The 14,248-nt window shown below is 59.6% G+C and carries 12 protein-coding genes; 9 read left to right on the top strand and 3 right to left on the bottom strand.

Features of this window, described 5'->3' with window-relative positions; all coding sequences use genetic code 11:
- Nucleotides 1-103: 103 nt before the first annotated feature.
- From DXY29_RS09675 to DXY29_RS09650, 6 genes are read left to right on the top strand one after another with little or no spacing between them, the layout of a single operon-like run.
- Entirely contained in the window at nucleotides 104-1,069 is a 966-nt protein-coding gene (locus DXY29_RS09675; protein ID WP_244279380.1) for a glycosyltransferase, read from the top strand.
- Nucleotides 1,066-2,238: a hypothetical protein gene (locus tag DXY29_RS09670; protein WP_170952180.1), complete on the top strand. Its 1,173-nt coding sequence runs from the start codon at nucleotides 1,066-1,068 to the stop codon at nucleotides 2,236-2,238. The genes DXY29_RS09675 and DXY29_RS09670 overlap by 4 nt, the downstream gene beginning before the upstream one ends.
- Nucleotides 2,235-3,374 carry a glycosyltransferase gene (locus DXY29_RS09665; RefSeq protein WP_115024804.1) on the top strand — a complete coding sequence of 380 codons (1,140 nt, stop codon included), beginning with the start codon at nucleotides 2,235-2,237 and terminating at the stop codon, nucleotides 3,372-3,374. Before DXY29_RS09670 ends, DXY29_RS09665 begins: the two co-directional genes overlap by 4 nt.
- Nucleotides 3,374-4,636: a glycosyltransferase gene (locus tag DXY29_RS09660; RefSeq protein ID WP_115024803.1), complete on the top strand. Its 1,263-nt coding sequence runs from the start codon at nucleotides 3,374-3,376 to the stop codon at nucleotides 4,634-4,636. The genes DXY29_RS09665 and DXY29_RS09660 overlap by 1 nt, the downstream gene beginning before the upstream one ends.
- Complete coding sequence (locus DXY29_RS09655) at nucleotides 4,633-5,757, top strand: glycosyltransferase (RefSeq protein WP_115024802.1); 1,125 nt, start codon at nucleotides 4,633-4,635, stop codon at nucleotides 5,755-5,757. Before DXY29_RS09660 ends, DXY29_RS09655 begins: the two co-directional genes overlap by 4 nt.
- Complete coding sequence (locus DXY29_RS09650) at nucleotides 5,754-6,614, top strand: sulfotransferase (protein ID WP_115024801.1); 861 nt, start codon at nucleotides 5,754-5,756, stop codon at nucleotides 6,612-6,614. The genes DXY29_RS09655 and DXY29_RS09650 overlap by 4 nt, the downstream gene beginning before the upstream one ends.
- 5 nt (nucleotides 6,615-6,619) lie before the next feature.
- On the opposite strand, the gene DXY29_RS09645 is transcribed toward DXY29_RS09650, so the two are convergent.
- The 3 genes from DXY29_RS09645 to DXY29_RS09635 are packed head-to-tail and all read right to left on the bottom strand — an operon-like array spanning nucleotide 6,620 to nucleotide 10,196.
- Entirely contained in the window at nucleotides 6,620-7,450 is an 831-nt protein-coding gene (locus DXY29_RS09645) for a sulfotransferase family protein (protein WP_115024800.1), read from the bottom strand.
- Nucleotides 7,451-7,474: 24 nt separating this feature from the next.
- The gene (kdsA, locus tag DXY29_RS09640) at nucleotides 7,475-8,341 is read right to left on the bottom strand and encodes a 3-deoxy-8-phosphooctulonate synthase (protein WP_115024799.1); all 867 of its coding nucleotides are present in this window, start codon (nucleotides 8,339-8,341) and stop codon (nucleotides 7,475-7,477) included.
- A 46-nt stretch (nucleotides 8,342-8,387) separates the two neighbouring features.
- The gene (locus DXY29_RS09635) at nucleotides 8,388-10,196 is read right to left on the bottom strand and encodes a hypothetical protein (RefSeq protein WP_136987747.1); all 1,809 of its coding nucleotides are present in this window, start codon (nucleotides 10,194-10,196) and stop codon (nucleotides 8,388-8,390) included.
- Nucleotides 10,197-10,334: 138 nt separating this feature from the next.
- On the opposite strand from DXY29_RS09635, the gene DXY29_RS09630 reads away from it, so the two are divergent.
- The 3 genes from DXY29_RS09630 to kdsB are packed head-to-tail and all read left to right on the top strand — an operon-like array spanning nucleotide 10,335 to nucleotide 14,240.
- Nucleotides 10,335-12,725 carry a UvrD-helicase domain-containing protein gene (locus DXY29_RS09630; protein ID WP_115024797.1) on the top strand — a complete coding sequence of 797 codons (2,391 nt, stop codon included), beginning with the start codon at nucleotides 10,335-10,337 and terminating at the stop codon, nucleotides 12,723-12,725.
- A 25-nt stretch (nucleotides 12,726-12,750) separates the two neighbouring features.
- Entirely contained in the window at nucleotides 12,751-13,461 is a 711-nt protein-coding gene (locus tag DXY29_RS09625; RefSeq protein ID WP_115024796.1) for a hypothetical protein, read from the top strand.
- The gene (kdsB, locus tag DXY29_RS09620) at nucleotides 13,461-14,240 is read left to right on the top strand and encodes a 3-deoxy-manno-octulosonate cytidylyltransferase (protein ID WP_115024795.1); all 780 of its coding nucleotides are present in this window, start codon (nucleotides 13,461-13,463) and stop codon (nucleotides 14,238-14,240) included. The genes DXY29_RS09625 and kdsB overlap by 1 nt, the downstream gene beginning before the upstream one ends.
- Nucleotides 14,241-14,248 lie beyond the last annotated feature (8 nt).

The following is a 14,248-nucleotide window of genomic DNA, read 5'->3' as shown; positions in this document are numbered from 1 at the left end:
TGGTCTTCGCTCGGTTCAAACCAAAACTCAGGATTTCAGAAGGATCCTACGGAGGCTGTTTCTGGGGCTGCGTTTCCTTCGGGCGGTGCGACCGGGGATCTGGGTGTTGTCTCCCTTGGTTGTGCCCGGTGGATCCCGTGGGATTGCGCTACGCCTGAACCGCTTGATGGTTCGTTTCAGCGTGTCACTGGCTTGTTGGTTGTTGCGCTTCCGTTCCCCTTGGCTTTGGACCTACAACCCGCTGACGTTGCTCTATTTGCCGTTGAAAGGGTTCGAACTGTCGATCTATCACGCGGTTGATGCGGTTCAGGAGCAGCCCTGTATGCCCAGGAGTTTGATTGAATCTGAAGAAGCCCGCTTATGTCGCTCCGTCGACCAGGTTTTCACAACGTCGCCGTATCTTGCTGAACGGCTGGCAACGTATACAGAACGAATCTGTTACGAGCCCAATGTTGCTGACCGGGATCATTTTTCCGCCTCACTTGAACTTCGTGATGACCCCACGTTCGTCTGTCCGCCGGAGTTGGTAGGAATTCCAGAGCCCAAAATTGGTTTCGTTGGTGCGATCAGCAGCTACAAACTTGATTTTGCGCTGATTCGTGCGGTCGCCGTTCGTCGCCCTGAGTGGCAATTCGTTTTCATCGGGCCACAGTCAGAGGGTGAGCCCAGCACGGATCTCTCGCAGTTGTGTGGTCTCAGCAATGTGCATTGGCTTGGCCCGAAGCCCTACAGCCAACTCCCACAGTTTTTGGCTGCCTTTCAGTGCGCCTGGTTGCCATTGCAGTGCAATCCCTACACCCGCGCGATGTTTCCGATGAAATTTTTTGAGTATCTCTTCGCTGGGTTGCCTGTGGTCTCCACGCGGATTCATGCCCTTCATGCCTTTGAGGCCATTTGTTGCCTCTGCCCACCGGATCCGTTGGAGTTCAGCGAGCAGCTCCAACGTGTTTTGGCAGGAGAGGGTCCACGTCTCGATGAGCGATTGAGCGGAATTGAAGGTTACACCTATCAAAGTCGAACCCGCCGCATGCTGAAGCTGCTGCGTTCTCAAGGGGAATGCGTTGGATGAAGGAGCAGCTCTCGCTCCAGCTGGTTGCTGTCAAGGGATGGCTTAAACGCGTTGCCCCGCCGATTTTTGCGTTGCTGAAATCTTTCAACCAGCGGCGTGAACAGCTTTGGACCAGTCCGTTGGCGTATGTCTGTCGAAACAGCCGCTTGGGTCACGCGTTAAGCGTTGCTGTGTTTCGGCTCACGCAAGGGAGGCTGACGTCAGCTTCAACGAGCTATCTCATGTTCGATGGCAGCCTTCGCCTTCATCAGTATCAACAGGCTTCTTGGATTGCTGATGCGGCGTGGCGCCGGTGGCCGAATGCGATTGATGTTGTCTCGATGCAGTGCACCCTGGCGTTAAGGGCTGGTTCATTGCCTGAGGCCTTTGCTCTGATGGAGCGATCCCTGATTGCGTCGGACTATCGGGCTGTGGATCGGGTTCTTTTTCGCACCGGATCTCGCCCCCGCGATCTCCACCAAAGCGATGAGGTTTTTCGTTGGCTTTCGCATCGTGACGACCTTGACCTCACCCGGCGCTCCTATGCGCTCGTCGCTGAGGCTTATCTGATTCTTCGCCTAGAGAATTCAGCGCGCGCTCAGGAGTTGGTAGCCGCTTTGGAGGGCATGGCAGAGAAGCTGCGCAGCGACGATGCAACGACCTGTTGTCCGCAGTCCAATCGGCAGAATCTTGGGAAGCTGTATGTGTCGATCAGCAGTGCTCTCTATCACCTCGCTCTTCTTCAGGGGGACATGCCTTTGCTGGCGCGGTGTTGGCAACGCTTGGCTGAATTCAGTCGTGCGATCGACAGGGATCAGATGAATGCTGATGCGTTGTTCCGCATGTCCAGCAACCTCGGGCGCGGTCTTGCCCTTGGCTTTCTGCTCGACCCGCGTGAATACGGAAAGGTACGCAGTGATGCGTTGAACTTGTTGAACGCTTGGACGACCGCCAACGCTGCAGGGCTCGCCCCGAGGCGACGTGTCAGGGGAAGGACGCCTCAGGAAAACCATCTCCTGTTCCTTGAGGCTTTGCAGCAGAGTTGTGTGGAGCTTCACCGGGCGGGTGGTTCCGTTACCCCACAGGCGTGCCGTCAGTGGGCGCGTCTGCTGAATCACTCCTCTGAAGGAAGTTTGAACGACAGGATCGCGGCGTTGGTGCAGAGGCAACTCACCGAGCCCGAGCCATGACGGCTGCAGCACATCCGCGCAGGTCGGCACTTCTTTTCATTGATTCGCTCAAAATCGGTGGTGCAGAGCGCGTCACCCTTCAATGGGCCGAATGGCTGTCGAAGGGAGGTTGGAGCGTCACGTTGTTGACCTCAAAGTCCGCCAGCCACGACTTCTATCCCGTCCCCGCTGGTCTCCGCCGCGTGCAGGAGCCTGCCCTGCCAGGTTTGTTGAATCGTGCCTTGTTTTGGCCGTTGAAGCTCTTGCGCTTGCGCAAGTTGCTTCAGCGAGAACAGCCAGCTCTTTTGATCGGGATGACGACGCTGCCATCGATCAAGTTGGCGCTGGCATCGATCGGTCTGTCGTCGCGTCTGGTGCTTTCAGAGCGCAACTACCCTCCGGCTCGGCCGCTGGCTTGGCGTTGGCGCCTGTTGCGTCGTTTGGCCTATCCCAGAGCTCATTTGCATTTGGTGCAAACGCAGGGCATTGCTCAGTGGCTCCATCAACGCGGCTTGGCCCGCCGCACAGCGGTTTTGGCCAACGCGATTGTTTGGCCGATACCGCGTCTGGCTCCCTGGCTGAATCCGGAGCGTTCCGTTCCGCCGGGCCAGAAGGTGATCCTGGCGGTTGGAACCAAGCTCCATCAGAAAGGCTTTGATCGCTTGGTGGCCGCGTTCGCTCGCTTGCAGGCTGACTTCCCCGATTGGTCGCTGGTGATTCTTGGCATCGACGACGCTCCATATCGCGGCGTCAATCAGGCGGCCCGGTTGCGCCAGCTCATGGGCACTGAGTCCTCACGTTTGATCCTTCCGGGGAACGTCGGCAATGTTGGGGATTGGTACAAGGCCAGTGCCTTGTTTGTTCTCTCATCTCGTTTTGAGGGGTATCCCAATGTGTTGCTCGAGGCGATGGCCTCCGGTCTTCCTTGTCTGGCGGTGGACTGTCCCACCGGCCCTTCGGACCTGATTGATCCAGGATTGAACGGTTGGCTTGTGTCCGAGCAAGTCGCCTCAACCGACATGGAACAACCCTTGCGCCAGGCCTTGGAGGACACAGCTGCGCGCGTGGCCTTTGCGTCCAAGGCTCAAGCGGTCCGCCAGCGCAATGCACCTGAGAGCTTGCGACCTGTGTTTCTCGATTTGATGGGGTCTCTTTGATGCAAAAGCCTCTGCTGGCGGATTCAGGTCGTGATGATCTGTGGCTGGTGCTGCCGCATCTCGGAGCGGGGGGCGCTCAAAAAGTTGCCTTGATAGCCGCCCGCCATTTCGCTGCGCAGGGTTTGAAGGTGAAGCTGGTCACGCTCATCCCAGGGCATCCTGTGGCCCATGCCCTTCCTGACGGCATTCCTCTGCTTGAACTGGGGGCACCAACCCATCGCTCCTGGTGGGCTCGCGCTGGTCGTTTCACCCTGGCGCAGCTCGACAAGCTGATCCGCTGGTTGTTTCAACTGCAGCTGCGCTGGTTCGAACGCTGGTTCCAAGCCAGTGTCTGTCCAGGGGGTCGGGGCCTTGCCATGCAGCTTTTTCGTGTGGGATCAGAGGCGACGGCTGGTTTTCGTCTCCGGCAGCTGCGCCGGCAGTTCCGCAGTCAGCTGCCCCATCGGGTCCTGGCCCTGCTCACCCGCACCAACATCACGTGCTGTTGTGCTGCCTGGGACCTTCCGATCCACCTCGTGGTCTCAGAGCGCAACGATCCCTCGCTTCAGCTGCTCCCGGAGGTGTGGCAGCGCTTGCGCCCCTTTGCCTATCGCCGCGCCGATGTGGTGACAGCCAACACAGCCGGGGTTCTTTCGGCTCTGGAATCCATGGGGCCCTGGGAGCGGCTGGCCCTGCTGCCCAATCCTTTGCCGGGTGCCCCCAGGGTTGGTGCACGTGGAGATCAGGCGAGTGCCGTTGGCTTTATCAGTGTTGCCAGGTTGGTGCCGCAGAAGGGACTGGACGTGTTGATCAATGCCTTGCCAAGGCTGAGCGGAGCCGCAGCGGAATGGCCCGTCACCTTGGTGGGTGATGGGCCGGAGCGCGAGATGTTGCAGCAGCAGGCGCAGGAGCTCGGGGTCTCGGGTCGGTTGCGATGCATGGGGTTCCGCCCTGATCCGGAGCGGTTCCTGGAGGAGGCTGCCGTGTTCGTGTTGCCCTCCCGTTTTGAAGGCATGCCCAATGCACTCCTGGAGGCCATGGCTGCCGGTCTGGCGGTGATCGTGACGGATGCTTCCCCTGGCCCCTTGGAGGTGGTTGAGCCGGGTGTGAGCGGTTTGGTCGTGCCGAGTGATGATCCGATTGCCCTCGCCGCCGCGATGGTGAAGCTGGCCTCGGATCCAGTGCGCTGTCGGCGGATGGGTGCGGCGGCCAGGGAACGCATCGCTTCGTTGGATTGGCCCCAGTTGGAACCGCTTTGGCGGTCGATCCTGGCGTTGTCATGACCGCTCGTGTTCTGGTGTTGGCGCCGACCCGGCGCGCGAGGACGGAAACCTTCGTGCGCGCGAATCTGGCCCGCTTGCCGTTTGCAGTGGAGGCTTGTTTCGGGGATGAGATTCCTTGCCGCGAGCCCCTTAAAGCGCTCTATGGGCTGGCGGTACTGATCAGCAAGGTCTGCACCCGGTTGGGCTGGCTGCGACTGGCCACGCTGCCCGCTTCCATCGTGGCTGTGCTTTTGGTGCGACGTCACCGGCCGGATGTGGTGATGGTGGAGTTCGGCTTTCATGCCGTTCGGGTGATGGAGCTGGCTCGCACGGGAGTCCCCCTGGCGGTTCATTTCCGCGGTGCCGATGCCTCAGCTGAGCGCTATCTGAAGCGTCTCGAGCAGCGCTATCGCCGTTTGTTTCAGCTCACCTCTGCTGTGATCGTCAAGAACCAAATCATGCGGAGCCGTTTGATCGCCCTTGGCGCTCCGCCGGCACAGCTCGTGATCAGTCCATCCGGTGCCGATGAGCAGCGGTTTCAGGGGGCCACTCCTGCCTCCATGCCACCGCGGTTTCTGGCGGTCGGCCGCTTTGTATCCAAAAAAGGTCCGATGGACACATTGGAAGCCTTTGCCCTCTTGCGCGGCCTGACTGACCAGGCCGATGCGTGCCGCCTGGTGATGGTGGGTGATGGACCGTTGCTTCCTGTCGTGCAGGAACGGGTGCGCCAGCTCGGCCTTGAGCAGCTGGTTCAGTTCCCTGGCGTGCTTCCACCCGATGCGGTGGTGGAGGAGATGCGGCGCGCGCGGGCGTTTGTGCAGCATTCCCGCACAGCGGAGGATGGTGATGAGGAGGGATGCCCGGTCTCCGTGATGGAAGCTCAACTTTGTGGCCTGCCCGTTGTGGCAACCCGCCATGGTGGGATTCCTGACGTGGTTGTGGATCAGCAGACCGGTCGGCTGGTGGAGGAAGGCGATCGCCTGGCCATGGCGGAGGCCATGGCCTTGCTGGTGGATCGCCCGGATCTAGCGGCTGCTTGGGGTGCTGCGGGGCACCGTCGGGCTCAGGCTCAATTCACCGTGGCGCATCACGTGGATCAGATCACAATGCTCCTCAACGATTTGATGGGCCACAGCCGATGAGCAGCAAGCGATTGAAGTTGCTGCTGATCCGTGGCCTCGGCCACAGCGGCACGACGATGCTGGATTTGGCCCTGGGGGCGCATCCGCAGATCATTGGCCTCGGTGAGGCGGCGAGAATTCTGGCGACGCCACAGCCTGGTGATGAACATCGCGGGCCCAGTCAACTTCGCGGTGCCCATCGGTTTGAGCGGCGTTGCACCTGTGGTGCCATTGCGGCGGAGTGCCCACTCTGGGGACCTCAGCTCGAGTGGCTGCGCCTGCATGACCAAACGTCGATGCAGGAGAAAGTGCAGCGGCTGCTGACGGGTTCACCCCACGCCGGTGAGGCGGTGTGGCATGTGGACTCGTATCAGGACGATCTGGAGATGACGCGGCTGCCCGAGGCGATGTTTGACATCCGGATCATTCATCTCGTGCGTGATGTGCGCTCCTGGGTTCATTCCCGGGCTCAGGCCGGTCGTAAGGCAGGCCAACGCTTGCCGGCAGCGCGTCAGCTGGCGCGCTGGTGGCGTGTCAATTCCAAGTTTGAAAGGGCTTTTCGCCAGTCTCCATACCCGGTTTTTCGTCTGGGTTATGAGGAATTTGCGCTTCAGCCCCAGCGCAGTTTGCAGTTGCTCTGCGCCTGGTTGTCGATCGATTTCCAGGAGACGATGCTGGCTCCTGGTCTCAACAGCAGCAGCCATATCCTCGCGGGGAACCGGGTGCGTTTCGATGCGGATCGCAGCCGAACGATTGCTTACGACGGTGTCTGGTTGGGGGCGCAAGAACCAACGGCTGCGCATCTCGGCTTGCTCCTGCCTGGCGTTGCCCGGATGAACCGCCGCCTGGTCTATTCCAACAACGTGCTTTGCCGCTGATGGCCTCAGCCCCCCCGCCAGGTCATGGCGGTGGCCCAATGCTGCTCAACTGCTAGATCCGGACAGCGTTCCTGCACAGCCGTCACCAAAGGGGCGAAGTGCCGGCCCAGGCGCTGCAACAGCTCCGGTGGAACCGAGATGGTGGCTTGGCTGGCGTTCACCCGGTGGCTCAAATCGGGGATCTGCTCTGGGATGCCGAGATACCGGCATAAATCCTGATGTGCTGCTGGCGTGAACAGGGTTTCGTACAAGCCGATGAAGACCTCCGATTCAGCGAGTCCGCCCCGCAGTGCATCGAGGGTGGCGGGGTAATCGTTCCGAGGAGATTCACGCTTGAGCAGCTTGATGCTGGCCTTATCCAGGTGCTCGATTTCATGCGCGGGTGTGAGCAAGCCACGCTTGCGCAGTTGCATGCGCTGCTGCGACAAAAACCGTTCCACTGGGTCGCGCATGATGAACACCGCCCGCGTTTGCACGCCGCGTTGCGCGAAGGCCTGCTGGATGCGCTGATAGCTATCCGCTTTCAACCCGGCATAGGAGGGGGTGATGTCTCCCGTCAGGCGGATCTGGGGTGGCTTGAGCAGTGATGCGAAGTAGTCGAAGTAGCGCTCGGGACGTTCGATGAACCGTGACCGACGCCAGGTGCGCCACTTCAGCGGTGTGGGGTGCTTGGGCCGGAAGCAGGCAAAGCGTTCCAGCTCGAGAGCATCGAAAACGTGGTACTCCTTCAGAAAGCCGAAATCGGCGTCGCCTCGACGTTGCAGTTGATCGTGCAGCCAGGAGGTTCCTGCTTTCTGGGCACCAACGCCGAGCAAGAAGGTTGCGTCAGAGGCCAAGACGTTCTGCCGATACAACTTGCATCAGTTGATGTTCAGGGTTGGCATGCCCTTCACCAGATCGTCGATGGCTTTGACCTGAGAGAGAAACGGTTCCAGCTGATCGAGAGGTAAGGCGCTGGGACCATCGCAACGGGCCTGCGCCGGGTCTGGGTGAGCTTCCAGGAACAAGCCAGCCAGACCAACCGCCATGCCTGAACGGGCCAGGTCCACCACCTGGGTGCGGCGTCCTCCTGAGGCAGCACCACCTGGATCCCTGCACTGCAAGGCATGGGTGACATCAAAGATCAGCGGCAGGTCATCGCAGGTTCGCTTCATCACGCCGAACCCCAGCATGTCCACCACGAGGTTGTCGTAACCGAAGTTGCTTCCTCGCTCGCACAGCAGCAGCTTCTCGTTCCCGCATTCGTGGAATTTGTCCACAATGTTGCGCATCTGTTCCGGGCTGAGGAACTGTGGCTTCTTGATGTTGATCACCGCACCGGTTTCCGCCATGGCGCGGACCAGATCGGTCTGCCTGGCCAGGAAGGCCGGAAGCTGGATGATGTCCGCGACCTTGGCGGCGGCGACGGCTTCCTCCGGACTGTGCACATCGGTGATCACCGGAATGCCATAGGTGTCCTTCACCGCCTGCAGGATTTGCAGCCCTTCCTCGAGGCCGGGGCCGCGGAAGGAATGAATGGAAGAGCGGTTGGCTTTGTCGTAAGAGGCCTTGAACACCAGCGGAATGTTCAGCCTCCTGCAGACGTCTTTGTAGTGGCCGGCGCAACGCAGGGCAAAGTCGAGATCCTCGAGAACGTTCACACCACCCAGCAGGGCGAAGGGGCGATCGTTCCCGAACGTGATGTCGCCCAACTTGATCTGATGCGCCACAGTTTCAAGCACGTCCATTGATCGGGGAGCCTACCCGCCTTCAATCGATTCGCTTCTCGGTCGATCAGCGGTGGCGGAAGATCCGTGCGTACTGACGGCTTGGATCCTCTTGGTACAGCACGTCGTAGTTGGAGAGGTCAATGCCGAATTGGGTTAGTTTCTTGCCCGTGTCAATGTCAACCAAATAATCGCCCGGTTGTGGTGTGTAGAAATCGCCTTTGCCGATTCCGGCTTTGATGATGTAGCGCCGGGTGTCGATGTCGTAATACACCAGGCGGTCGTAGGTGAGGGCCTTCATCTGATCGGAATGTTTGAACCATCCTTTGGAGTAGATGAGGTTCACGGTTTCTCCATTCTCTTTGGCGCGTTGTGTAATAGCTCTGACTTCGTTCAGGGTTGTGCGCCATGAACGTTGTTTCCAGCTGATCACTTCTGTGCGTTGTCGAAATGTGGCGGCTTGTCGATCTTCAATGTTCAACAGCAACAGCGTGGTGCCGAGGGCCACAGCCTGAGCCTGGCGACCATTGATTCGGTGGTTGAACTTCGGTGCCACAAGGCTTTCCCAAATCATCAAGATGTCGAGAACGGCGACAAACTGAATCGGCAGGCTCATGTAGTTGCTGCCTTCCAGGCCCACCAACGCGTACAGGGCAAATCCATAGGCCAGTGCCGCAAGGTTGAGTCCGTCGAGTGCGGTGACGTTGGTTTGTCTGCGGCCGATCTGCCACAGGCGTGATGCGATGAAGCCCAGGAAGATGATCAGGCGAATGTCCAGTGCCAGCACTGAAAAGCCCAGATGGGCGTCGTAGCGCGGCACATCTGCGGCAAGGCTGGGAAGCGCGCTGAGCGTCCCAAACGCAGCCAGGAAGAACAGCGCAAGGCTGAGGATGGCGATCTCCAGGGCATAAGCCTTTCTCCATTGGGAGGGCGTGATCGATCCCCATGCTGGGCGGCTGGGCATGGCTCCGAGGCTGCCGGCGACGATCGTTGTGGCTGCAGGGATCACGGCCAGAAGCACCGCCGTGTCTTTGAAAAAAGGGATGAACAGGGCAAAGAGCAGTGCGAGTCGGCCGTTTCGAAGCTGGCCTGAGTCCAGGTAAACGCAGTAGTGATAGGCGTATAACGCGAGCAGAAATGTGAGAAATCTCTCGCTGTAAATGAATTGGAAATAGTTGTACGCGGATGCGCTTGTGAAGAGGAAAAGAAGCGTTCCCATCAGGATGAGTGATGCACTTGTTCCGTTCTTCTTGACGCGTTCAATCAGCTTGCAGCCAAGGACGATGGTGGCGATGAGTTCAAGGGCGCTCACCAGTGACCAGACCTTGGTGTAGGGCGTCACCCAACTAAGGAGATGTAGGTCTTGATGGGAGAGGGGGAAAAAGCGAAAGTCATTTCTTCCCATCGTTTCATTGATCAACCTTTCCCTGAGGCTGAAATTGTTCAGGAGCTGATCGCTGTAGATGTCGTCAAACCAGGTGAGAATCTCCTTGTAGAACCAACTGCTTTCTTGCACCATCAGCACCACGTACGTCGTGAGGACGATCGCGACGGCTGGATGTTGTTTGATGAAATCAGCAACGGCGAGTGGCCATGATTTTTGCGGTCTTGGTTTCGTTTCTTGGGTGCCTGCTCTGACAATCGAACGAATCAGCAGGCCAGCGAGAACAGTTAAAGCAGCGAAAAATCCACCATGGGCGATTGCGTTGTACTGGCTCAGCAGGGACTCCCTTGCCGTCTCTGGAAGAGCGCTGAATCCGCCTGCGCCGGACTGAAGCCAGAGGGCCATGCCCGCGCTGACGAGTAGTGAGGTGCCAGACAGCGTTGACAGCCAGAAGCTCCAGCGTTGTTCAAAGACCGTTGTCGTCTTTGGCATGGCTTAGCGAATGTCTTTGTCGGGTATGGACTTGACCAGGTCGACGACCTTGGCCTGCAGAGCGTGGGTCAAGTCGAAGCTCAGAGGAAGGGCATCGCAGCCGCGTTGGAGGCATCTAAGCACCACTAATCTCCACCCATGAGCTTTTTGGCCGGCCTTAACGACGCCCAACGACGGGCAGTGGACCATCACGAGGGGCCCCTTTTGGTGGTTGCAGGTGCTGGCAGTGGCAAGACGCGCGCCCTCACCCATCGGATCGCCCATCTAATTGGTGAGCACGGTGCCGATCCAGCCCAAATCCTGGCGGTGACCTTCACCAACAAAGCTGCTCGCGAGATGAAGGAGCGTCTTGAGCTTCTCCTGGCGCAGCGTCTGGCCCAGAGCCAGTACGGCCAGCCCTGGAGCACCCTGCCCCCGGTTGAGCAGCGCCAGCTGCGCTCACGCATTTATCGGGAGGTGACCAAGGAGCTGTGGATCGGCACTTTCCATGCCTTGTTTGCGCGGATGCTCCGCTACGACATCGATAAGTTCAAGGACGCGGAGGGACTGACCTGGACCAAGCAGTTTTCGATCTACGACGAAGCTGATGCCCAGAGCCTGGTCAAGGAGATCGTCACCCAGGAACTGCAGTTGGATCCCAAGCGGTTCGAGCCGAAAAAGACCCGCTGGGCCATCAGCAATGCCAAGAATCAGGGTTGGCTGCCTGACCAGCTCGAGGCGAATGCGGAAGGCCAGCGGGGCAAGCTCACCGCCGATGTGTATCGGCGTTACCGCAAAGCCTTGGCGGCTAACAACGCTCTTGATTTCGACGATTTGTTGTTGCTGCCGGTTCAGTTGCTCCAGCAGAACGAGCAGGTGCGCAGTTACTGGCATGGTCGCTTTCGCCACGTACTCGTGGATGAATACCAGGACACCAACCGCACCCAGTACGACCTGATCAAGCTGTTGGTCACCGATGGCAAGGAGCCTCAGGATGTTGAGGACTGGTCAGGTCGTTCTGTCTTCGTGGTCGGTGACGCCGACCAGAGCATTTACAGCTTCCGTGCGGCTGACTTCACGATCCTGATGGGGTTTCAGGACGATTTCGGTGATCAGGCGCCGGATGACAGCACCCAAACGATGGTGAAGCTGGAGGAGAACTATCGCTCCACTGCCACGATCCTCGAGGCAGCGAATGCCCTGATTGCCAACAACAGCGAACGGATCGACAAGGTGCTTCGTCCCACCCGTGGGGAAGGTGAGCTGATCACGCTGACTCGGTGTGACGATGAGATTGCTGAGGCGGAAGCCGTGGTGCATCGCCTGCGCACCATGGAAGCCGCCAACCCAGAGCTGAGTTGGGGCGACATGGCGGTGCTGTACCGCACCAATGCGCAGTCTCGTTCAATCGAGGAATCGCTGGTGCGTTGGGGCATTCCCTATATCGTGGTGGGGGGACTGCGCTTCTACGACCGGCGCGAAATCAAGGATCTGCTGGCCTATCTGCGGCTGTTGGTGAATCCGGCCGACACCGTCAGCCTGCTTCGGGTGATCAATGTGCCGAAACGGGGCATCGGCAAGACCACGATTCAGCGCCTCACCGATGCTGCCAATCAACTGGGGATCCCGCTCTGGGATGTGGTGAGTGATCCCGAAGCGGTGCGCTCCCTTGGCGGCCGTTCGTCCAAGGGGCTTCTGCAGTTCTGTGACCTGGTCAATGATCTGAAGGGCCGCAGCCGTGATGTGGCGCCGTCAGAACTGATTCAGCAAGTGATGGAGAAGAGCGGCTACGTCAGCGAGTTGATTGCCGATGGCACCGATGAGGCTGATGAGCGGCGCCGCAATCTTCAGGAACTCGTGAATGCCGCTTTGCAATACCAGGAGGAAAACGATGAGGGCGACCTGGAGGGATTCCTGGCCACGGCGGCCTTGTCCAGTGATGCCGATAGCAAAGACACCGCTGCCGATCGCGTCACCTTGATGACGCTGCACAGCAGCAAAGGGCTCGAGTTCCCTGTGGTGTGTCTGGTGGGTCTTGAACAGGGTCTGTTCCCCAGTTATCGCTCTCTGGATGACCCGGCTTCGCTGGAGGAGGAGCGGCGGCTTTGTTATGTCGGCATCACCCGCGCTAAGGAACGCCTGTTCCTCTCCCATGCGAGTGAACGACGTCTCTGGGGTGGCATGCGTGAAGCGGCCGTGCCCTCGGTGTTCCTCTCTGAGCTCCCGGAGGCTTTAATTCAGGGAGACCTTCCGCAGACCGGTGGTGCGGCGCTCCGGCGCGAACGTCGTCTCGACCGGCTCACCCGCGTCGACCGTGACAAGCCCTCATCGCCCCCCGCCAATGCCGTGCGTCGCCGTCAGGCCGGGCCTGCCCCTGGTCGCAGTTGGCAGGTCGGCGATCAGGTCATCCACGCCAGCTTCGGCGTTGGTGAAATCACCCACACCTTCGGCAGCGGTGAGAAGGTGTCGATCGCGGTCAAGTTTGCGGGGATGGGCCCCAAGATCCTGGATCCGCGCTTGGCGCCGATCGAACCCGTGACCACCGCTTAATCTCATCAACAGTCATCGACGACCTGTGTCGACTCCCAGCCAGCCGATTCCCATTTTCATCGGCTACGACCCGAGAGAGCGGGCAGCGACCAACGTTCTGATCGATAGCCTTTACCAAAACAGCACTGTTCCTCTGGCGATCACGCCGCTTGTGACCCCTCAGTTAGAGGCCCAGGGCTTGTTCCGCCGCGAACGGGATCCCAAGCAGAGCACAGCGTTTTCCTTCACCCGTTTTTTGGTGCCTCATTTGATGGGGTACGAGGGTTGGGCTCTGTTCATGGATTGCGACATGCTTTGTCGGGCCGACATCAAGGCGCTTTGGGATCAGCGCGATGATGCCTACGGCGCCATGTGCGTGCAGCACGAGCATGTGCCTGGGGAGACCGTGAAATTTCTTGGCGAGGTGCAGAGCCCCTACCCCAAAAAGAACTGGAGTTCCCTGATGCTGCTCAACTGCAGCCGCTGCACCAAGCTCACGCCTGATTACGTGAACACGGCTACGGGGCTTGAGCTGCACCGCTTCCACTGGCTCGAGGGTGACCATGAGATCGGCGCCATTCAGGGGGGCTGGAATCATCTAGTGGATGTGCAGGCTCCGCCGGAGTCCGAGCAGGCTGCCCCGATGCTGCACTGGACCCTGGGAGGCCCCTGGTTCCGCGAACAGCGCACCATGGGAGGCCCCCTGGCCGCTGAATGGTTCAGTGCCCGCGACGATGCAATGAAACTCTGGGATTGATGGCGATTCGTAAGTGTGTGGTGGCCGTTCCGGCCCGGCTTCAGTCATCTCGACTGCCCAACAAGGTGTTGGCTGACATTGGTGGCAAACCAATGATCCAGCGTGTTCTGGATCGCTGCCGTGAGGCCAGCGGCGTTGAAGCGGTGGTGCTGTGCACCGACAGCGCCAAGCTTCAGACCTTGGCTGAGGGATGGGGGTTTCCGGTGCTGATGACCGCGGAATCCTGCAACTCCGGTAGTGAGCGCATCGCTTCAGTGGCCCATCCATTGATGGCCTTGGGTTGGGGAGATGCGGTCCCCGTGGCCGAAGAGACCGCCGTGATCAACGTTCAGGGCGATCAACCGTTCATCGATCCTGCCGTGATCGATGCCATGGCTGAGGAATTTCGGAGTCAGGATCCTGTGCCAGCAGTAGTTACTCCCGTTTACGGGCTGAAGCCTGAATCGGTGCACAACCCCAATGTAGTGAAAACGTTGCTGGCCCACGACGGCCGCGCCCTGTATTTCTCTCGCTCCGCCATCCCCCATGTGCGCGATGTGGCCGAGGCGGATTGGCATCAGCACACCACCTACTGGGGGCATGTGGGCATGTACGGCTTCCGGGGAGATGTGTTGGCCGCATGGGATCAGCTGCCGGCATCACCACTGGAGGATCTCGAACGGCTCGAGCAGCTGAGGCTGATTGAGGCTGGCCTCACCATCGCCACCTTCCGGGTTCAGGGCACGTCGCTGTCGGTGGACACCGCCGAGCAGCTCGAACAGGCCCGGGCGATGGTCTGACCTCTACA

The sequence above is a fragment of the Synechococcus sp. UW69 genome (genome assembly GCF_900474185.1).
Taxonomy (GTDB): Bacteria; Cyanobacteriota; Cyanobacteriia; order PCC-6307; family Cyanobiaceae; genus Parasynechococcus.
Note: the sequence above shows the minus strand (reverse complement) of the source record. Positions and strands in the feature narration are given on the sequence as shown.

What these genes read in the sequence shown, in the direction of transcription:
- DXY29_RS09630 (WP_115024797.1), top strand. Translation starts at nt 10,335, where the DNA reads ATGAGCTTTTTGGCCGGCCTTAACGACGCCCAACGACGGGCAGTGGAC.
- DXY29_RS09665 (WP_115024804.1), top strand. Translation starts at nt 2,235, where the DNA reads ATGACGGCTGCAGCACATCCGCGCAGGTCGGCACTTCTTTTCATTGAT.
- DXY29_RS09655 (WP_115024802.1), top strand. Translation starts at nt 4,633, where the DNA reads ATGACCGCTCGTGTTCTGGTGTTGGCGCCGACCCGGCGCGCGAGGACG.
- DXY29_RS09650 (WP_115024801.1), top strand. Translation starts at nt 5,754, where the DNA reads ATGAGCAGCAAGCGATTGAAGTTGCTGCTGATCCGTGGCCTCGGCCAC.
- DXY29_RS09670 (WP_170952180.1), top strand. Translation starts at nt 1,066, where the DNA reads ATGAAGGAGCAGCTCTCGCTCCAGCTGGTTGCTGTCAAGGGATGGCTT.
- kdsA (WP_115024799.1), bottom strand. Translation starts at nt 8,341, where the DNA reads ATGGACGTGCTTGAAACTGTGGCGCATCAGATCAAGTTGGGCGACATC.
- kdsB (WP_115024795.1), top strand. Translation starts at nt 13,461, where the DNA reads ATGGCGATTCGTAAGTGTGTGGTGGCCGTTCCGGCCCGGCTTCAGTCA.
- DXY29_RS09635 (WP_136987747.1), bottom strand. Translation starts at nt 10,196, where the DNA reads ATGCCAAAGACGACAACGGTCTTTGAACAACGCTGGAGCTTCTGGCTG.
- DXY29_RS09660 (WP_115024803.1), top strand. Translation starts at nt 3,374, where the DNA reads ATGCAAAAGCCTCTGCTGGCGGATTCAGGTCGTGATGATCTGTGGCTG.